Below are 18253 nucleotides of genomic sequence, written 5' to 3'. Positions count from 1 at the left end.
TCTCGTCATTGCGAGGAGCGAAGCGACGAAGCAATCCAGCTTCATGCTTGTTGCGCTATGGATTGCTTCGCTTCGCTCGCAATGACGGGTGGGCTAAACCGGCGAGCCCCCGAATGACCCCCGAGACATTTCCCTCCTGGCAGGTCTGGGCGTTTCTTTCGGCCATCTTCGCGGCGCTGACCGCGATCTTCGCCAAGGTCGGCGTCGAGGGCATCAATTCCGATCTCGCCACGCTGATCCGCACCGTGATCGTGCTGATCACGCTATCGGCGATCCTGTTCGCGACCGGACAGTTCACCCAGTCCGGGCCGATCTCGGCCAAAACCTGGCTGTTCCTGCTGCTGTCGGGGCTCGGCACCGGCGCCTCGTGGATCTGCTATTTCCGCGCGCTCAAGCTCGGCCCGGCGACGCTGGTGGCGCCGATCGACAAGCTCAGCGTGGTGCTGGTGGCGCTGTTCGGCGCCGTCTTCCTCGGCGAGCGCCCCTCGGCCTATGGCTGGCTCGGGATCGCGCTGATCTCGGCCGGCGCGGTGCTGATCGCGGTGAAGGGCTGACCTACGCCGCGATCAGCAGCGCGACGCCGATCACGATCAGGACAATGCCGAACACCTCACGCAACGAGAACGGCTGCTTGAGCGAGAAATACGCCACGCCCTGCGCGAACAGCACCTCGATCAGCGCCAGCGTGCGCACATTGGCGGCGGCGGTGAGCGCGAAGGCCAAAAACCAGAACTGCGAGGAGAACGCACCCATGAAGCCCGCGAACATCGAGGGCCGCCACAGGCCGAGGATTTTCCGCAGCACGTCGGGCGCGCGCAGCAACAGATAGACCGACAGGATCAGCGTCTGGACGAACAGGCTCCACATCAGCGTGTAGGAGGCCGCCGTCACGAACGAGACCGACGGCACGGCAATGATCGCGCCGCGAAAGCTCACCGCCGAGATCGCGAACACCGCGGCCGCGCCGAGGCCGAGCACGGTCGGGCGCAGGTCGCCAAAACTCTTCTGTCCGCCGGGCCGCAGCGCGGTGATGACGACACCGACCGTGGCGATCACGATCGCGATCACCTTAGGCGTCGTGAGATGGTCGCCGAGGAAGATGAAGCCGAAGATCGCGGTCTGGATCGCCTCGGTCTTCATGTAGGCCGTGGTCACCACGAAGGAGCGGTCGTTCATCGCCAGCAGCATGAAGCCGGTGCCGACGATCTGGCTCAGCGCGCCGGACAGCAGCCACGGCCAGAACGACGACGCCGGCCACGGCACGGCATCGCCGGTCAGCAGCACCGCCAGCGCGAAGAACACCACCGAGAACGGCAGGCCGAACAGGAAGCGGATATTGGTCGCGCCCCAGGTCCCGAGCGGCCCGGTCAGATGCCGCTGCATCGCATTGCGCGCCACCTGCCCGAACGCAGCGACGATGGTGAAGGGGATCCAGAGCGAGGCGATCGTGAGCATGCGGGATAAGGGAAGTGTGCCTGGGCGGGAGTACGCGCGCAGCGTGCCCGGCGCGGCGCGTGCGGTCAACCGACGCGCCGCATGACAGGGCTGGGCGCCCGCCTCAAACTCGCTGTCTTCCCTGCGAAAGCAGGGACGACACCTATCGTGTGGCCGAGACCTTCAGCTCACACCTCCTCCGCCACCACCATGTAGTTCACGTCCATGTCGGACGAGACGCTCCATTTGTCGGCGATCGGGTTGTAGACCACGCCGGCCTGCTCGGTGACGGTGAGACCGGCGTCGCCGAGATAGCGCTCGAGCTCGGCCGGGGTGACGAACTTGCTCCACTCATGGGTGCCGCGCGGCAGCCAGCGCAGCACATATTCGGCGCCGACGATCGCCAGCGCAAAGCTCTTCCAGTTGCGATTCAAGGTCGAGACCACCATCAGCCCGCCGGGCTTGAGCATCGCCGTGCAGCGCTTGACGAAGGCGCCGACATCGACGACATGCTCGACCACCTCCATCGCCAGCACGATGTCGAAGCGCTCGCGCACGTCCATCTCCTCGATCGTGGTGCAGCGGTAGTCGATCGACAGATGACCCTTGTCGGCGTGCAGCCTGGCCGCTGATATGTTGGTGGCGGATGGATCGATCCCGATCACCTGGGCCCCTAACCGCGTGAACGGCTCGCACAGCAGCCCGGCGCCGCAGCCGATGTCGAGCAGGCGCAGGCCGGACAGGCAGTTCAGGCTCTTGGCGTTGCGCTCGAACTTGCGGCAGGCGGCGTCGCGGATATAGGTCAGGCGCAGCGGATTGATCTTGTGCAGCGGCGCCATCTTGCCGTGCGGATCCCACCATTCATCCGACAGTTTCGAGAACTTCGCGACCTCGGCCGGATCGACCGAGTTGGCGGAGGCGTTGGAAAGCGTTGTGGCCATGATTGCGCGCGCCCCTATCGCGCGGTGATCGAATTGCGGAACGATAGCGGCGAGGCGATGGTCTTGATGGTCTCGATGCCCTCGCCGACGCCGCGAATGGTGACGTCGCCATAATTGAGCAGCCGCCCCATGATGCTCTGGTTGACGTCGACGCTCTCGACCTTGTCGAGGCTCATCTCGAAGGTGCGCCGCTTGATGAAGCCGCTCTTGTGCACCACGCGGAAATTGGTGACGTCGGTTTCCGTGGTCCAGCGATGGAACCAGGCCGTGACGGTCCAGTAGAGTGCCGCAACGGCGACCACTGCAGCCGCCGCCAGGCAGGCCAGGGTGAGGCCGTCGACCGCCGTCATCCGCGACAGGATCAGGAGCACCAGCACCACGATCCAGGCCCCGATCGCCGGCAGATAGAACATCCAGTGCGCGTTGGTGGAATACAGCACCTTCTCGCCAGGCTGCAGGATTTCGTCGATGTAACGCCCCATCCGATCCGCCTTCGAATTACCCTCGCGCTACCCTTGCGTTACCCTCGCGCAACAGCCCGCCCGCAACCGGTAGAAACACCCCAAAAGACCCTCAAGGGACCCCCAGGAAGCGGCTTGCCCCCGGGCGCGGCGCTATGTATACGCGCCTTTCGGTCCCCGCGCTTGCGGTTTTCGGCGTGGGTTAACCTACTTATCCTCTTAAAGGAATAGACGCGTCGTCATGGGCCGCCTCGTGATGAAATTCGGCGGTACGTCCGTCGCCAATATCGATCGCATCCGCAATGTCGCGCAGCATGTGAAGCGCGAGGTCGACGCGGGCCACGAGGTCGCCGTCGTCGTCTCCGCGATGTCCGGCAAGACCAACGAACTGGTCGGCTGGTGCACCGACGCCTCGCCGATGCACGACGCGCGCGAATATGACGCGGTGGTCGCCTCCGGCGAACAGGTCACCTCCGGGCTGCTCGCGATCGTGCTGCAGGGCATCGGGATCCAGGCGCGCTCCTGGCAGGGCTGGCAGATCCCGATCAAGACCTCGGAAGCGCATGCCTCGGCGCGCATCCTCGACATCGACGGCACCGAGATCATCACCCGCTTCAAGGAGCGCAAGGAAGTCGCTGTCATCGCCGGCTTCCAGGGCATCAATCCGCAGACCGGCCGCATCACCACGCTCGGCCGCGGCGGTTCGGACACTTCGGCGGTGGCGATCGCGGCCGCGCTGCGCGCCGACCGCTGCGACATCTACACCGACGTCGACGGCGTCTACACCACCGACCCCCGCGTGGTGCCGAAAGCGCGCCGGCTCGACAAGATCGCGTTCGAGGACATGCTGGAGCTGGCCTCGCAAGGCGCCAAGGTGCTGCAGGTTCGCTCGGTGGAACTCGGCATGGTGCACAACATGCCGATCTTCGTGCGCTCCAGCTTCGACAAGCCTGAGGATATCGACCCGCACGGCACGCCGCCGGGCACGCTGATCTGCAGCGAGGAGGAAATCATGGAAATGCACGTCGTCACCGGCATCGCCTTCTCCAAGGACGAAGCCCAGATTTCCGTGCGCCAGATCGAGGACAAGCCCGGCGTGGCCGCGGCGATCTTCGGGCCGCTCGCGGATGCCAACATCAATGTCGACATGATCGTGCAGAACGTGTCCGAGGACGGCAAGACCACCGACCTCACCTTCACCGTGCCGGCCACCGACTATAATCGCGCCAAGGACACGATCACCTCCGCCAAGGCCAAGATCGGCTACATCAGGCTCGACACCGCGACCGACGTCGCCAAGGTCTCGGTGATCGGCAGCGGCATGCGCAGCCACGCCGGCGTCGCCGCGAAGGCGTTCAAGGCGCTGGCCGAGCGCAACATCAACATCCGCGCCATCACCACCTCCGAGATCAAGTTCTCGGTCCTGATCGACGCCGCCTACACCGAACTCGCGGTGCGCACGCTGCACACCCTGTACGGGCTGGATCAGGCGTAGGGTTAGCAAAGCAGCCCTCGTCATTCCGGGGCCCGCGAAGCGGGAGCCCGGAATCCATTCCACCGCTTGGCTTGCGGCCCGATGGATTCCGGGCTCGCGCCAAGGGGCGCGCCCCGGAATGACGAGCGGATGGCCCCGGCCCCTCACACTCGGAACAGGCGGTCTCCAGTACCCCCGTCCCGGAGTTAGAATTTCTCTTAGCGGGCGCAGCATTGAGCTGACGCAGACGTTATTTGCTACTGGCAGGCGTTTTGCTTGGCAAAGCGAGCCTCGATTGGCTATACGGCCAGTCAGGTGGGCTGTCGCAAACTGTGGCACAGTTTCAGCGATCCCGAATCGGCGGGAACTGGCGCGAGCGGCGACGCCGAATGACTAAAATTGTTGTTTTTGACGAGTTTTGCGCCAGCGGCCGGCCGGCCCGGTGCGCCGGCCTCGTGGGGAGGGATTGAAGCATATGCGGAGCGCGTCGGGAGGCCCCCGCATCCTGTTGAGACGGCTCCGCGAAACCATGGCGGAGCAAGTCTCCGCCCAGGAGCGCCTCGACAAGATCGTGGTGCTGATCGCGGCCAACATGGTGGCCGAGGTCTGCTCCTGCTACGTGCTGCGCGTCGACAACACGCTCGAACTCTACGCCACCGAAGGTCTGAACCGCGACGCCGTGCACCGCACCGTGATGAGCGCGCATGAGGGCCTGGTCGGCCTCGTCGCCAGCGAGGCGACGCCGCTCAATTTGTCCGACGCGCAAAGCCATCCGGCCTTCGCCTACCGCCCGGAAACCGGCGAAGAGGCCTACCACTCGTTCCTCGGCGTGCCGATCCTGCGCGCCGGCAACACGCTCGGCGTGCTGGTGGTGCAGAACCGCGCCAAGCGCACCTATGTCGAGGAAGAGGTCGAGGCGCTGCAGACCACCGCCATGGTGCTGGCGGAGATGATCGCCTCCGGCGAGCTTGCCGCGCTGGCCCAGCCCGGCGCCGAGCCCGCCGCACGGCACTCGCTGCACAAGACCGGCGCGGTGCTCTCCGACGGCATCGCGCTCGGCCATGTCGTGCTGCACGAGCCGCGCGTCGTCATCACCAACTACATCGCCGAGGACCTGCCGAAGGAGGTCAAGCGGCTCGACACCGCGCTGGCCAATCTGCGCGCCGATCTCGACCGCATGCTGGAGCGCGGCGACGTCGCCGAAGGCGGCGAGCACCGCGAGGTGCTGGAAGCCTACCGCATGTTCGCCAACGACCAGGGCTGGTCGCACAAGCTGCATGAAGCGGTCGCCACCGGCCTCACCGCGGAAGCCGCCGTCGAACGCGTGCAGTCCGATACCCGCGCCCGCATGCTGCGCTCGACCGATCCCTATCTGCGCGACCGGCTGCACGACCTCGAGGATCTCGGCCACCGCCTGATGCGGCAGCTGGTCGGCCAGGACCATGCGCCGTCGCGCGAGCAGCTGCCCGACAACGCCATCCTGATCGCCCGCGCGATGGGTCCCGCGGCGCTGCTCGACTACGACCGCAAGCGGCTGCGCGGCCTGGTGCTGGAGGAAGGCACCGCGAACTCCCACGTCTCGATCGTGGCGCGCGCGCTCGGCATTCCCGCGGTCGGCGAAGTGCCGAACGCGCCCGGCATCGCCGATCCGGGCGACGCCATCATCGTCGACGGCATTTCCGGCGAGATCTATGTCCGTCCCTCCGCCGAGATCGAATCGGCCTACGCCGAGCGCGTCCGCTTCCGGGCGCGGCGGCAGGCGCAATATTCGGCGCTGCGCGACAAGGCGTGCGTGACCAAGGACGGCCAGCCGGTCGAGCTTCTGATCAATGCCGGCCTCACCATCGACCTGCCGCATATCGAGGACACCGGCAGCGCCGGCATCGGCCTGTTCCGTACCGAACTGCAGTTCATGGTGAGCCCGAGCCTGCCGCGCTCGAGCGACCAGCTCGCGCTCTATCGCACCGTGCTCGACGCCGCGGGCACCAAGCCCGTCACCTTCCGCACGCTCGACATCGGCGGCGACAAGGCGCTGCCCTATATGGAGACCGTGACCGAGGAAAATCCCGCGCTCGGCTGGCGCGCGATCCGGCTCGGCCTCGACCGCCCCGGCCTGTTGCGCGGCCAGATCCGCGCGCTGCTGCGCGCCGGCGGCGGCCGTGCGCTGAAGATCATGTTCCCGATGATTTCCGAGATCGCCGAGTTCGACCAGGCCAAGGCGATCGTCGAGCGCGAGCTGACCTATCTGCGCCAGCATGGCCATTCGCTGCCCGAGCGCATCGATATCGGCACCATGGTGGAAGTGCCGGCCCTGCTCTACCAGCTCGACGAGCTCCTGAAGAAGGTCGACTTCGTCTCGGTCGGCTCCAACGACCTGTTCCAGTTCCTGTTTGCGGTCGACCGCGGCAACGCCAAGGTCTCCGAACGCTTCGACATCCTGTCGGCGCCGATCCTGCGCGCGCTGCGCGACATCGTGCGCAAGGCCAAGACCGCGAAGAAAGCCGCCTCGCTGTGCGGCGAGATGGCCTCGAAACCGATCGGCGCGCTGGCGCTGATCGCGCTTGGCTACCGTTCGCTTTCATTGTCAGCAACTGCGCACGGCCCGGTCAAGGCGATGATCCTCGACCTCGACGCCACGAAGGCCGAGGCGATGATCAATCCGCTGCTCGACGCGCCGGTCGGCAGCGTGTCGATCCGCGCGGCGCTGACGAAATTTGCGGAAACCGAGGGGCTGGCCTTGTAGCGACGCTGTCGTCGCCGCTGCCGCACTTTCTCGCCTCCCGCAATTCGAGACACCACCATGCTACCCGAAGCCAAACTCGACGTTCTGCTCGCCCATCATGCCTCGCTCGAAGCCGAGCTGCTCGGCCAGGTCAATTCCGAGCGCTATGTGCAGATCACGCGCGAGCTCGCCGAGCTCCATCCGTTGATCGACGCGGTGAAGCTCTATCGCTCCGCCCGCTCGGAGCTTGCCGATACCGAGGCGATGCTGGCGGATGCGGGGACCGACCCCGAGATGCGCGGCATGGCGGAAGCCGAGCTGGAAACGCTGCAGGCGCGCATCGGCGAGCTCGAGCAGAATATCCGGATCGCGCTGTTGCCCAAGGACGCGATGGACGACCGCAACGTGGTGCTGGAAATCCGCGCCGGCACCGGCGGCGACGAGGCCTCGCTGTTCGCCGGCGACCTGTTCCGGATGTATGAGCGCTTCGCCGGCCTGCAGGGCTGGAAGGTCGAGGTGATTTCGGCGAGCGAAGGCACCGTCGGCGGCTACAAGGAAATCATCGCCGAGGTGCAGGGCCGCGGCGCCTTCGCCAAGCTGAAATTCGAGTCCGGCGTGCACCGCGTGCAGCGCGTGCCCGACACCGAGACGCAGGGCCGCATCCACACCTCGGCCGCGACCGTCGCGGTGCTGCCGGAGGTCGAGGACGTCGACGTCGACATCAAGAACGACGATCTGAGGATCGAGACCATGCGCGCGGGCGGCGCCGGCGGTCAGCACGTCAACAAGACCGAATCGGCGATCCGCATCACCCATCTGCCGACCGGCATCGTGGTGATGATGCAGGACAGCCGCTCGCAGCACAAAAACCGGGCGTCGGCGATGAACATATTGCGTTCGCGCATCTATGACGCCGAGCGCCAGCGCGTCGAAGCCGCGCGCTCCGCCGACCGCAAGGAGAAGGTCGGCTCCGGCGACCGCTCGGAGCGCATCCGCACCTATAATTTCCCGCAAGGGAGGGTCACCGACCACCGCATCAATCTGACGCTCTACAAGCTGCCGCAGGTGATCGCGGGCGAGGCGCTTGGCGAGCTGATCGATGCGCTGACCACCGAGCACCAGGCCGCGCAGCTCGCGGCGCAGGGCGCGGCGGCGTGAGCGCTAGCGTTTTCGAGCGAAGTGGACACCGGTTCGCGTGAAGAAAACGCGTCAAAACAAGCAGCTGGAGCTTCGGTTCTGATTCAATCAGAACCGAAAATGCTCTAGCGTTTTTGCGACTGCCTGAAGTGGCGCAGGATCTTGCCGAGCGCCGGACCGGCCGTGGTCAGCTCCTCGAGGTGAATCTTCGACAGCGCTTGCAGCTTGCGCTCGCCCTGCGCCGTCAGCGTCACCAGAACACGCCGGCCGTCGGCGGCATCGACCGCCCGCGTCAACAGTCCGAGCTTCGTCATCCGGTTGACCAGCTCGACCGCGGTGTGATGGCGGATCAGCAAATAGCGGGCGATATCGCCGACAGTGGTTGGCTCTTCGCCGGAGAATCCCTTGATGGCGAGCAGCGCCTGATGCTGCTGCGGCGTCAACCCGGCTTGCTGGGCCGCCTGTTCGCTGAACGCAAGGAAGCTGCGCAGCTGGTAGCGAAACCGCGCCAGCGCCGGGTAATCGACCGTCGCGGCCGCGGCGCTGCGCTTTGCGGTCGCGGCCGGCGCGCGCCGCTGCTTCGATTGAGGCATTCGCTGGTCCTGCTCCCGGCTCGCTCCGCCGGACGGCAGGAGCGGTGCGACGCTATCAAGTCCAGGCCCGGCGGACCATCCTACCGGCCGCCTTTGCACTCATGTTTTCAACGGTTTGACGGTCGAGTGGCGCGGCCGGGTGGCATCACGGCTGCGGCCAGTGATCGTAGCTCGAACTCAAGATCTTCAGCAGCACGATCTGGAAGGCGACCGGAATCCGCGGGCTCCGGCGGCGGATCGACCTCTCCAGCGCCTCGGTGATCTCGCTCTTGGTGAGATGCCCGGCCGAGGCACGCTCGACCAGATCGCCCCAGACCTCCGACAGCGATTTGCCGGTATGATGCGGCGCCGGGATCGATATCCCGCGCGTCTCGGCCCAATCGATGATCTCACGCATGGTTTGCTGTCCGCAGTTTCGCGCGGTCGCAAGATGGCGCGCCGTGAGCAGGCGAAGCAGATCGTCCGGCGGCGTCCAGCCCAGCTTTGGCGGCACTTCGTCGAGCAGTTCGGCCGACAACTCCTTCAGAACGTTGATCGCGCGGATGCTCAGGGTGCTCGATTGCTCAGCGCCGCCGTCCTCGGTCACGGCGTGCTCTCCGGGATTTCCGACGCGATTTGAAGGCTCGTGGATCATCGCCTCTCACTACAGGACCCGCACCCGGGCGGTAAACCCAGATATATCGTATTCCGACATTAATTCCATCGTAGACCGATATGATTCGACGAAAGGCGACATTGACTAAATATGCCGGTGGGGAATTGTAGCTGCGACGGGCTGCTCCATCGCAGCCGGCGCATCCAGCCGCCGATCGATCCGATCCGGCGACCGATGAACATGCGCGCCAAAAATCAATTTAATTGGAGGATAGTGAGCGATGAGCACCAAGGATTTCCTGCCGCGCAGAACACTGAACGTCTCGCGTCGCACCCTGCTGCAGGCCGGTGCCGGCCTGATCGGCGGCAGCGTGCTGCCGGCCTCGATCGCGTCGCGGGCATTCGCCGAGGACCACCCGGCGATCGGGACCTTTCCCGCCGGCTCGTCCGGCTCCTCGGCCTTCATCGGCATCTCGGTCCCGCGCACCGGCACCTATGCGGTGCAGGGCGAGGATGAGCTCAAGGGCTATCAGCTCGCGATCGAGCACATCAACAGCGGCCACGAGCTGATCAAGAAAATCTCGCCGAAGACCTCAAAGGGCGTGCTCGGCAAGGACCTGAAGTTCGGCGTTGCGGATTCCGCGGCGAAGCCGAACGAGGCCGTGCAGGCGCAGCAGCGCTTCATCAGCGAGAACAAGGCGGTGATGATCACCGGCGGCACGTCGAGTGCGGTCGCGGTCGCGCTGAACAAGCTGGCCCAGCGCGAGAAGGTGATCTTCGTTTGCGGCATCTCCGGCTCCAACGACACCACCGGCAAGGATTGCGTGCGCTACGGCTTTCGCCAGAACTTCTTCGGCCAGACTGCCGCGGCTGCGATCGCGCCGGTGCTGATCAAGCAGTTCGGCAAGAACAAGAAGGCCGCCTATCTGACGCCCGACTACACCTATGGCCACACGGTGACCAAGTCGATGCAGGACCGCCTCGCCGAGGCGGGCTGGACCACCGTCACCAACCAGGTGTCGCCGCTCGGCGCACCCGACTATTCGTCATATCTGCTCAATGTCGCGAATTCCGGTGCCGACGTGCTGATCAACGTCAACTGGGGCCACGACGCCGTGCTGTCGACGCAGCAGGCCAAGCAGTTCGGCGTGCTCGACAAGATGAAGCTCGTGGTGCCCTACCAGGTGCCGTTCATCGCCCGCGAGACCGGCGGCCTGATGCAGGGCGTCTACGCCGCGACCGACTATTGGTGGACCATCGAGGACAAGTATCCGCTGGCCAAGATGTTCAACGAGACCTTCGAGAAGAAGTTCGGATACAAGCCGGAATGGGGCGCCGAGAACGCCTATGTCAGCTTCGCGCACTGGGCCCGCATGGTCGAGGAAGCCGGCAGCTTCTATCCGCCCGACGTCATCAAGGCCTACGAGAAGGGCGAGACCGTCCCTTCGCTGGTCGGCGACGTGCATTATCGCCCCGAAGATCACCAATGCGTCCGCCCCGTCATCATCGTCCGCGGCAAGATGGAAAAGGAGATGAAGAACAAGGAGGACTATTACGAGGTGATCGAGATCGTCGCCGGCGACGGCTTGATGCAGAAGCCGGATGCGTTCGGCTGCCATCTCGGCGACTACACCTGATCAACGTGGGACGACCCGGCGCCGTGGGCGGGGCGACCCGACCCGCGGCGCCGCTTTGTGTCGAAACGCATCCTCCATTGACTGGGCCGACTGAACGCACGCCATGATCAACTGGCCAAATTTCGTTTCGCAACTTTTCAACGGACTGGCGCTCGGCGCGCTGCTTGCGTTGATCAGCTCCGGACTGACGATCATCTACGGCACGCTCGGGGTGCTCAATCTCGCCCACGGCGCCATGTTCATGATCGGCGGCTACGCCGGATACGTGACCTATTCCTACACCGGCTCGTTCATTCTCGCCGTGATCGCGGGATCGCTGTTCGTGATGGCGCTCGGCGTCGCGATGGAGCGGATCATCATCCGCCACTTCTACCATCGCCCGCATGAGGACCAGCTGCTGGTGACGTTCGGCCTCGGCATCTGTTTCGTGGAGATCGTGCGGCTGATCTTCACCAGCCAGTCGCAGGTGGTGCCGCCGCCGGCGCTGCTGCAGGGCATCACCTCGATGGGCTTCCTGTTCTACCCGACCTACCGGCTCGCCGTCGTCGGCATCGTCGCGGTCGCGCTCGGCGCACTGTTCCTGATCCTCTACCGCACCCGGCTCGGCATGATCGTGCGCGCCGGCATCGAGGATTCGGTGATGGTCGATTCGCTCGGCATCAACGTCTACCGCGTCTTCATGATCGTGTTCGGCATCGGCGCGATGGCCGCGGGCTTCGCCGGAATCATCAACGCGCCCGTGGTGTCGCTGACACCCGGCGTCGGCGACGACATCCTGGTCGAGACCTTCGTGGTGGTGGTGATCGGCGGCGTCGGTTCGTTTCCCGGCGCGATCCTCGGCGGGCTGATCGCCGGCGAGATCATCAGCATCACCTCGATGTTCAACCCCGGTTACGCCTACGTCATGCCGTTCGCGGCGATGACGCTCGTGCTCGTGCTCAGACCGCACGGCCTGCTCGGCACGCAGGGCCGCGAATGACGACGGATTATTAAATGCTGAAACAGCGCCCATACCTGATCGAGTTTCTGACGGCCGCCGGCCTGATCGCCGCGCCCTTCGTGCTGCCGTGGCTCGGCTTCGCACCCAACACGGTGAACCGGATCCTGGTCTGGGGCCTGTTCGGGCTCGGCTTCGACATCCTGTTCGGCTTCACCGGCCTGCTGTCGTTCGGCCAGTCGGCCTTTTACGGCACAGGCGGCTTCGTCGCCGCCTGGCTGCTGACCCGCGCCGGCTTTCCGAACGTCGTCCTCGCGCTCGTCATCGGCATGATCGCGGCGGCCGCCGCGGGCTATCTGATCGGCCTGATCGCGCTGCGCCGCACCGGCATCTATTTCGCCATGATCACGGTGGCGATCGCGGAGGTGTTCTTCTTCGTCGAGTTCAATCCGCTGTCGGACTTCACTGGCGGCGAGAACGGGCTGCCCGGCGTGCCGACCCCGAGCTTCAATCTCGGCTTCACCACACTGCACTTCACCACCGGCTGGTCGCTCTACCAGTTCCTGGCGCTGTGCTACTTCATCGGCGTCGTGATCGCGCTGCGCATCGTGCGTTCGCCGGTCGGCGCCGTGTTCAGCGCGATCAGGGACAATCCGCTGCGCGCGACCGCGGTCGGCCACAACATCCACGGTTACAAGCTGACCGCCTTCGTGATCGCCGCCGCCTATGCCGGTTTTGCCGGTGGCCTGCTGGGCGTGCTGCAGGCCTTCATGCCGCCCGACGCGTTCACTTTCGACACCTCGGGGCAGCTCGTGATGCAGACGGCGATCGGCGGCCGCGGCACGCTGTTCGGGCCACTGGTCGGCGCCGCGGTCTGGCTGTCGCTGCAGGACTTCCTGCAGGCGGCGCTCGGGCTCGGCGCGGCCTGGAAGCTCGTGCTCGGCATCGTCTTCGTGCTGCTGGTCTGCTTCCTGCGCCGCGGCATCATCGGCGGCCTCGCCGATCTCTATCGCCTCCTGACCGGACAGCGCGGCGCCAAGGAGCCGGACGAGAGCGCGTCCGAGGTTGTCGCTGTGGCAAGCGAACCCCGTGCCGCGGAGGTTGCCGCACCGATACCTGCGCCGCCCCGCGCCGACAGCATGTTGGCCGGTCCCATTCTTCAGGCCCGAGGCCTGACCAAGCGCTATGGCGGCCTGCTCGCCAACAGCGGTATCGATTTCACCGTCAATCACGGCGAGCTGCGCGGCATCATCGGCCCGAACGGCGCCGGCAAATCGACCTTCTTCAAGATGCTAACCTGCGAGGTCCACCCGACCTTGGGCACCATCGTATTTGGCGGCCGCGACATCACCGGGATGAACGTCACCGACGTCTGTCAGCTCGGCCTGACCAAAAGCTACCAGGTCAACCAGCTGTTCGCCGGCCTGACGGTGCGCGAGAACCTGGTGATCGCGGCGCTGTCGGCGCTTCGCGGCAAGTTCAAGCTCGATCTGTTCCGCAGCATCGACAGCATCCCCGGCCTGTCCGAGCGCGTGCAGCAGACGCTCGAGCTGGTCAATCTGACCTCGAGGCCCGATACGCCCGTGTCGGAGCTCGCCTATGGCGAGAAGCGGCGGCTCGAGATCGGGCTGGCTCTGGCAACGTCGCCGAGCCTTTTGCTGCTCGACGAGCCCTTGGCCGGCATGAGCCCGCGCGAACGCGTCGAAACCGTGAAGCTGCTGAAGTCGATCAGCCAGGGCCGCACCATGATCATCATCGATCACGACATGGATGCGCTGTTCGAGCTCGCCGAGCGCGTCACCGTGCTGCAGGAGGGCCGCGTGCTGGTCGAGGGAACGCCGGAAGAGATCAAGAACAATTCGACCGTCCAGGAAGCCTATCTTGGCGGCGTGCATGGAGTGCTCGCCGCATGAGCCTGCTCGAGGTCAATGGACTAAACAGCTATTACGGGGATTCCCACATCCTGTTCGACGTCTCGATGCGGGTCGAGCGCAACGAGGTGGTGGCGCTGCTCGGCCGCAATGGCGCCGGCAAGAGCACGACGCTGAAGAGCCTGATGGGCGTGGTGACCCCGCGCCGCGGCTCGGTGATGTTCGACGGTGTCGAGATATCCGGCAGGAAGAGCCACAAGATCGCGCAGGCCGGCATGCAGCTGGTCCATGAGGAGCGCCGCATCTTCGGCAGCCTGAGCGTCGAGGAGAACCTCGTGATCGCCGGCCTGACCGCCTCGCAGCGCTGGCCGCTCGACCGCATCTACGAGATGTTCCCGCGGCTCCGGGAGCGGCGGAGCAATCGCGGCACCGACCTGTCCGGCGGCGAGCAGCAGATGCTGGCGATCGCGCGCGCACTGGTGCGCGATCCGAAGATCATCCTGCTCGACGAGCCGTTCGAGGGACTGGCGCCGGTGATCGTGCGCGACCTGATGAAGGCGTGCCGCGATCTGGCCGAGGCCGGACAGACCATCGTGCTGGTGGAGCAGAACCTCGCCGCGACGCTCGCGCTGGCGCAGCGCATTTACATCATCAACAATGGACACATCGTCCACGAAGGGCCCGCGCAGGAGATCAAGGCGCAGCCAGAGGTCCTGCAGCGCTATCTCGGGGTTTAGCCCGCAAGTTCAACCGGCAAGCGCCGCGATCATGCGCTTGGCATGATCGGCGAGCACGTCCATCTCCTCCTTGCGGGTCTGCGCCGGCAGCAGCGCGACGCCGGCCTTCACCGGCATCACATGCATATGCAGGTGAAACACCACCTGACCGCTGGCGGGTTCGCTGAATTGCTGGATGATGATGCCATCGGCGGAGAACGCCTTCATCGCGGCGATGGCGATGCGCTTGGCCGACCGCGCCACCGCCGCAAGATCGTCTTCCGCGATGTCGAGGATTCCGCGCGCGGGCGCTTTCGGAATGACCAGCGTATGTCCGGGCGACCGCGGCATGATGTCGAGAAAGGCAAAGGTCCGGTCGGTTTCATGGACCTTGAAACTCGGCACCTCGCCCCGCAGGACCCTGGCGAAGATGTTCTGGTCGTCATAGCCCGTCATGGTCGCGCATTCCGGATCGATGCGTTTTAGGCGCCGACCGTGCGCGCCGGCAGCAAAGGGTGCAAGTGATATCGACGCCGCATCGACCATCGGCTAACAACGCGCGATGAGCGCATCAACAGGACATGGCAGCCAGACCGTCGAGAGCGCCCGGCGCGCACTCGCCGCGCGCCTCAAGGCGGCCGGCGGCGACGCCGCCGAACTCGACGCGCGGCTCTTGGTCGGCGCCGCGCTGGGGCTCGATCTGACCGGCTTGATCACGGCAGCGAAGCGCGCGCTGACCTCTGACGAATCCGATCGCCTCGAGCGCCTCGCAGTGCGCCGCCTCGCCGGCGAGCCGGTTGCGCGCATTCTCGGCGTGAAGGAATTTTGGGGACTGCCGCTGCAGCTCTCCGCCGCCACGCTGGTGCCGCGGCCCGACACCGAGACCGTGGTCGAGCGCGCGCTCGAACTGCTGCGCGCCGACGGCACCGCCGGCCGCGCCCTGCGGATCGCCGATCTCGGCACCGGGTCCGGCGCGATCCTGCTGGCGCTGCTCTCGGAATTGCCCAACGCGCATGGCTTCGCCACCGACATCTCGGCCGAGGCATTGCAGACGGCGAGCCGGAACGCCGCCGAGCTCGGACTTGCCGATCGCGCGACCTGGATCAAATGCGATTACGGCAGCGGGCTGACCGGCGCGTTCGACCTGATCGTGTCCAATCCGCCCTACATCCCCTCCGCCGATATCGCCGGCCTCGACATCGAGGTGCGCGAGCATGATCCCCGCGCGGCGCTCGATGGCGGTGCCGATGGGCTCGACGCCTATCGCCCGCTGATTTCGCAATCAGCGGGTCTTTTGGTCTCGAACGGACTTTTGGTTGTGGAGGTTGGGCAGGGCCAGAGCGGCGACGTTGAAGCCCTGATGACGGCGTCCGGGTTATCCCCAACGGGGCCGCCCAGGGCCGATCTGGGCGGCGTTCCGAGGGCCATTTCCGCCCGTCGGCTGCCCCGATAAAGTCCTATTGGAACGCAAAAAAACCTCTTGGAATATCCCCCGGGAACGACTACGTTCCGGGCACAACATCGGTGCTGGCCCCGTAATCGTTACGGGTGATGACCAGGGTTCAGCAGAGCCCGCCGATCGAAAGGTTCCAGGAACGCAGGTCACATTGAGCGCAATGGCTGAAAGCTGTGCTGCTCTAGACCGCCAAGCGAACGAAAGCCTGTTATTGCGCTTGAAGACTTACGCACGAGAACTGGGCCTGTCTCAACGGGCGCAATGATTTGGTCGCTAGCGAGATCCGCTGGCGGCGGTTGGGGAACGCGTCTTTGCTGAACGCGACTTTGCTGAACGAGATGGTCGGCGACATCGAAGCCACTTCGAACGGGACTGCGATTCCGCGTGCCTTGGCGCGCGCCGAATCGAACGGACTGCAATAACTTCAGGGCTGGAATAAAAGGCGACAGATGAGAAACGGTCAGAACAACAAGCGGATGCGCAACCGGAATAACAACAATAATAATAACAACAACAATAACCGGCGCGGCCAGAATCCCCTGACACGGGTGTACGAATCGAACGGACCCGACATCAAGATCCGTGGCACGGCCTCCCATGTGGCCGAGAAATACGTCCAGCTGGCGCGCGATGCGCGCTCCTCCGGCGACCCGGTGGCAGCTGAAAACTACTACCAGCACGCTGAGCACTACTACCGGATCATCGCAGCGGCGCAGGAGCAGTTCAGGCAGAATCAGCAGCAGCCGCGCCCCGACGCCGAGCCGATCGCGACCGACGACAGCGACGACGACAGCGATGGCTATTCAAGCTTCGGCCAGGAGCCGGGCTTCGTGCCGCAGCAGCAACAGCCCTTCGTCCGCGAGAACGGCCAGCCGCCGTACCAGCGCGAGCAGCCGCCGCGCGAGCGTGAGCAGCAGCCGCGCGAGCACCGCGAGCGTGAGCATCGTCCGCAGCCGCAATATCAGCCGCAGCCGCCGAACCAGCCGCAGCCCGTGCTGGCCGATGCCGGCGGTGTCGATCGCCTGCCCTCGTTCATCACCGGTGGCGCCCAGCCGCAGGTCAACGGCGCCTATGAAGGCAATGGCGGCGCAGAACGCGGCGAACGCAGCGAGCGCTTCCCGCGTCGCCGCCGCCGCCCGCACGGCCCGCGTGCCGACATGGCGGCGCAGCCCGCGCCGAGCGACGACTTCAATCCGGGCAACGAATAACCCTGAAGATCTCCCACCCTCCCTTCGCGGGGAGGGTGAATAAATCGGGTCACTGGAGCTTCGGTTCTGATTGAATCAGAACCGAAGCTTTTTGTTTTGGCGCGTTTTCTTCACGCGAACCGGCATCCGCTTCGCTCGAAAACGCTCTATTCCGGGTGAATGGACTTGCGCGTCGCCGTCGATGACGGCACCAGCACCGGCCGCAATGACGGGATCAGCTGCGTGCGCTCGCGGCGCGCGGGGATCGCGCGATAGACCTGCTTGCTCGCTTCCACGATATGCACGCCGGCGAACGGCATCGACAGCGCCGCGCCGAGGCGCTCCCACGCCATCGCCGAGCGCAGAAACCAGCTGCCCTGAACCGGCGGCATAAACAACGCCTCACCCCACGACGCCGGCGTGAACCAGGTCTGCCGCAACAGCTGCGTGATCTGCGCCCGCGAATAGGGCCGGCCATGGCCGAACGGCGTGGCATCGGTGCGTGTCCAGACGCCGCGCCTGTTCGGGATGATCGCGATCAGCCGCCCCGACGGCGACAGCACCCGCCACACCTCGCGCAGCAGCCGCTCCGGATCATCAGACATCTCCAGCGCATGAACCAGCAGCACGCGGTCGACCGCGGCATCCGGCAGCGGCATCGAGAATTCGTCGATCAGGGTCGCCAGCGCAGGCCGCCCGGTCGGCCATTTCAGCACGCCCTGGGCCGCCGGCATGAAGGCGATGCAGCGCTCGGAGGTGTCACGGAACAGGCCGAGATAGGGCGTCGGATAGCCGAGACCGAGCACGCGCTGGCCCTCCGCGTTCGGCCACCGTGCACGGATGCCGCGGTTAATCAGCTGCCGCGCCACGATGCCGAGGCGCTGAGAATAAAAGTCGCGCAGGTCGATGACGTCCATGCCCTAGCCTAACATGCCCCCTGCTGCCGGGGAGCGCCGAAATTTGCGTTGCCGCCGGAGCGTTAACGCCATATTTCACCCCTATACTGGACGCGTTAAAAGCATGATCCGAAAGCGTGGGCACCAGCTTTTTCGAAACATCATGCTCTGACCTGTCCGTCCCGTTTGTTCGTGGA

The 18253-nt window shown here is 65.4% G+C and carries 17 protein-coding genes; 10 read left to right on the top strand and 7 right to left on the bottom strand.

The window, feature by feature from the left end; genetic code table 11:
- Nucleotides 1–113 precede the first annotated feature (113 nt).
- The gene (locus tag HAP48_RS17610; RefSeq protein WP_166212113.1) at nt 114–554 is read left to right on the top strand and encodes an EamA family transporter; all 441 of its coding nucleotides are present in this window, start codon (nt 114–116) and stop codon (nt 552–554) included.
- 1 nt (nt 555) lies between these two features.
- On the opposite strand, the gene HAP48_RS17605 is transcribed toward HAP48_RS17610, so the two are convergent.
- The 3 genes from HAP48_RS17605 to HAP48_RS17595 all read right to left on the bottom strand — a co-directional run bounded on the left by HAP48_RS17605 (nt 556) and on the right by HAP48_RS17595 (nt 2857).
- Nucleotides 556–1455 (bottom strand): DMT family transporter, encoded by a 900-nt coding sequence (locus tag HAP48_RS17605; protein ID WP_166212116.1) that lies wholly within the window; start codon nt 1453–1455, stop codon nt 556–558.
- Between the two features lie 167 nt (nt 1456–1622).
- On the bottom strand, nt 1623–2375 hold the full coding sequence (gene ubiG, locus HAP48_RS17600) for a bifunctional 2-polyprenyl-6-hydroxyphenol methylase/3-demethylubiquinol 3-O-methyltransferase UbiG (RefSeq protein WP_166212119.1): 753 nt from the start codon (nt 2373–2375) through the stop codon (nt 1623–1625).
- Between the two features lie 14 nt (nt 2376–2389).
- Entirely contained in the window at nt 2390–2857 is a 468-nt protein-coding gene (locus tag HAP48_RS17595) for a PH domain-containing protein (protein WP_166212122.1), read from the bottom strand.
- Nucleotides 2858–3077: 220 nt separating this feature from the next.
- On the opposite strand from HAP48_RS17595, the gene HAP48_RS17590 reads away from it, so the two are divergent.
- The 3 genes from HAP48_RS17590 (at nt 3078) to prfA (ending at nt 8190) form a co-directional block, all read left to right on the top strand.
- Nucleotides 3078–4331 carry an aspartate kinase gene (locus HAP48_RS17590; protein WP_166212125.1) on the top strand — a complete coding sequence of 418 codons (1254 nt, stop codon included), beginning with the start codon at nt 3078–3080 and terminating at the stop codon, nt 4329–4331.
- A gap of 454 nt (nt 4332–4785) precedes the next feature.
- Nucleotides 4786–7053, top strand: a complete 2268-nt coding sequence (gene ptsP / locus HAP48_RS17585) for a phosphoenolpyruvate--protein phosphotransferase (protein WP_166212128.1) — start codon at nt 4786–4788, stop codon at nt 7051–7053.
- A gap of 57 nt (nt 7054–7110) precedes the next feature.
- Complete coding sequence (prfA, locus tag HAP48_RS17580) at nt 7111–8190, top strand: peptide chain release factor 1 (protein WP_166212131.1); 1080 nt, start codon at nt 7111–7113, stop codon at nt 8188–8190.
- Nucleotides 8191–8294: 104 nt separating this feature from the next.
- On the opposite strand, the gene HAP48_RS17575 is transcribed toward prfA, so the two are convergent.
- On the bottom strand, nt 8295–8762 hold the full coding sequence (locus tag HAP48_RS17575; protein WP_166212136.1) for a MarR family winged helix-turn-helix transcriptional regulator: 468 nt from the start codon (nt 8760–8762) through the stop codon (nt 8295–8297).
- A 145-nt stretch (nt 8763–8907) separates the two neighbouring features.
- Nucleotides 8908–9348, bottom strand: a complete 441-nt coding sequence (locus tag HAP48_RS17570) for a hypothetical protein (protein WP_224496499.1) — start codon at nt 9346–9348, stop codon at nt 8908–8910.
- A 289-nt stretch (nt 9349–9637) separates the two neighbouring features.
- Between HAP48_RS17570 and HAP48_RS17565 the strand changes: the two genes are divergently transcribed.
- The 4 genes from HAP48_RS17565 to HAP48_RS17550 all read left to right on the top strand — a co-directional run bounded on the left by HAP48_RS17565 (nt 9638) and on the right by HAP48_RS17550 (nt 14538).
- Entirely contained in the window at nt 9638–10993 is a 1356-nt protein-coding gene (locus tag HAP48_RS17565) for a substrate-binding protein (RefSeq protein WP_166212142.1), read from the top strand.
- 103 nt (nt 10994–11096) lie between these two features.
- Nucleotides 11097–11972, top strand: a complete 876-nt coding sequence (locus HAP48_RS17560; RefSeq protein ID WP_166212145.1) for a branched-chain amino acid ABC transporter permease — start codon at nt 11097–11099, stop codon at nt 11970–11972.
- A gap of 14 nt (nt 11973–11986) precedes the next feature.
- The gene (locus HAP48_RS17555; protein ID WP_166212148.1) at nt 11987–13843 is read left to right on the top strand and encodes a branched-chain amino acid ABC transporter ATP-binding protein/permease; all 1857 of its coding nucleotides are present in this window, start codon (nt 11987–11989) and stop codon (nt 13841–13843) included.
- Entirely contained in the window at nt 13840–14538 is a 699-nt protein-coding gene (locus tag HAP48_RS17550; protein WP_166212151.1) for an ABC transporter ATP-binding protein, read from the top strand. The genes HAP48_RS17555 and HAP48_RS17550 overlap by 4 nt, the downstream gene beginning before the upstream one ends.
- Nucleotides 14539–14547: 9 nt before the next feature.
- Here HAP48_RS17550 and HAP48_RS17545 read toward each other — a convergent pair whose 3' ends face one another.
- Nucleotides 14548–14973, bottom strand: a complete 426-nt coding sequence (locus HAP48_RS17545; RefSeq protein ID WP_166212154.1) for an HIT family protein — start codon at nt 14971–14973, stop codon at nt 14548–14550.
- Between the two features lie 106 nt (nt 14974–15079).
- Between HAP48_RS17545 and prmC the strand changes: the two genes are divergently transcribed.
- Both prmC and HAP48_RS17535 read left to right on the top strand, forming a co-directional pair.
- On the top strand, nt 15080–15970 hold the full coding sequence (prmC, locus tag HAP48_RS17540; RefSeq protein WP_166212157.1) for a peptide chain release factor N(5)-glutamine methyltransferase: 891 nt from the start codon (nt 15080–15082) through the stop codon (nt 15968–15970).
- A 452-nt stretch (nt 15971–16422) separates the two neighbouring features.
- Complete coding sequence (locus tag HAP48_RS17535) at nt 16423–17181, top strand: DUF4167 domain-containing protein (protein WP_166212160.1); 759 nt, start codon at nt 16423–16425, stop codon at nt 17179–17181.
- Nucleotides 17182–17327: 146 nt separating this feature from the next.
- Here HAP48_RS17535 and HAP48_RS17530 read toward each other — a convergent pair whose 3' ends face one another.
- On the bottom strand, nt 17328–18077 hold the full coding sequence (locus tag HAP48_RS17530; protein ID WP_166212163.1) for a class I SAM-dependent methyltransferase: 750 nt from the start codon (nt 18075–18077) through the stop codon (nt 17328–17330).
- Between the last annotated feature and the right edge of the window lie 176 nt (nt 18078–18253).

It is taken from the genome of Bradyrhizobium septentrionale, from assembly GCF_011516645.4.
GTDB lineage: Bacteria > Pseudomonadota > Alphaproteobacteria > Rhizobiales > Xanthobacteraceae > Bradyrhizobium > Bradyrhizobium septentrionale.
Note: the sequence above shows the minus strand (reverse complement) of the source record. Positions and strands in the feature narration are given on the sequence as shown.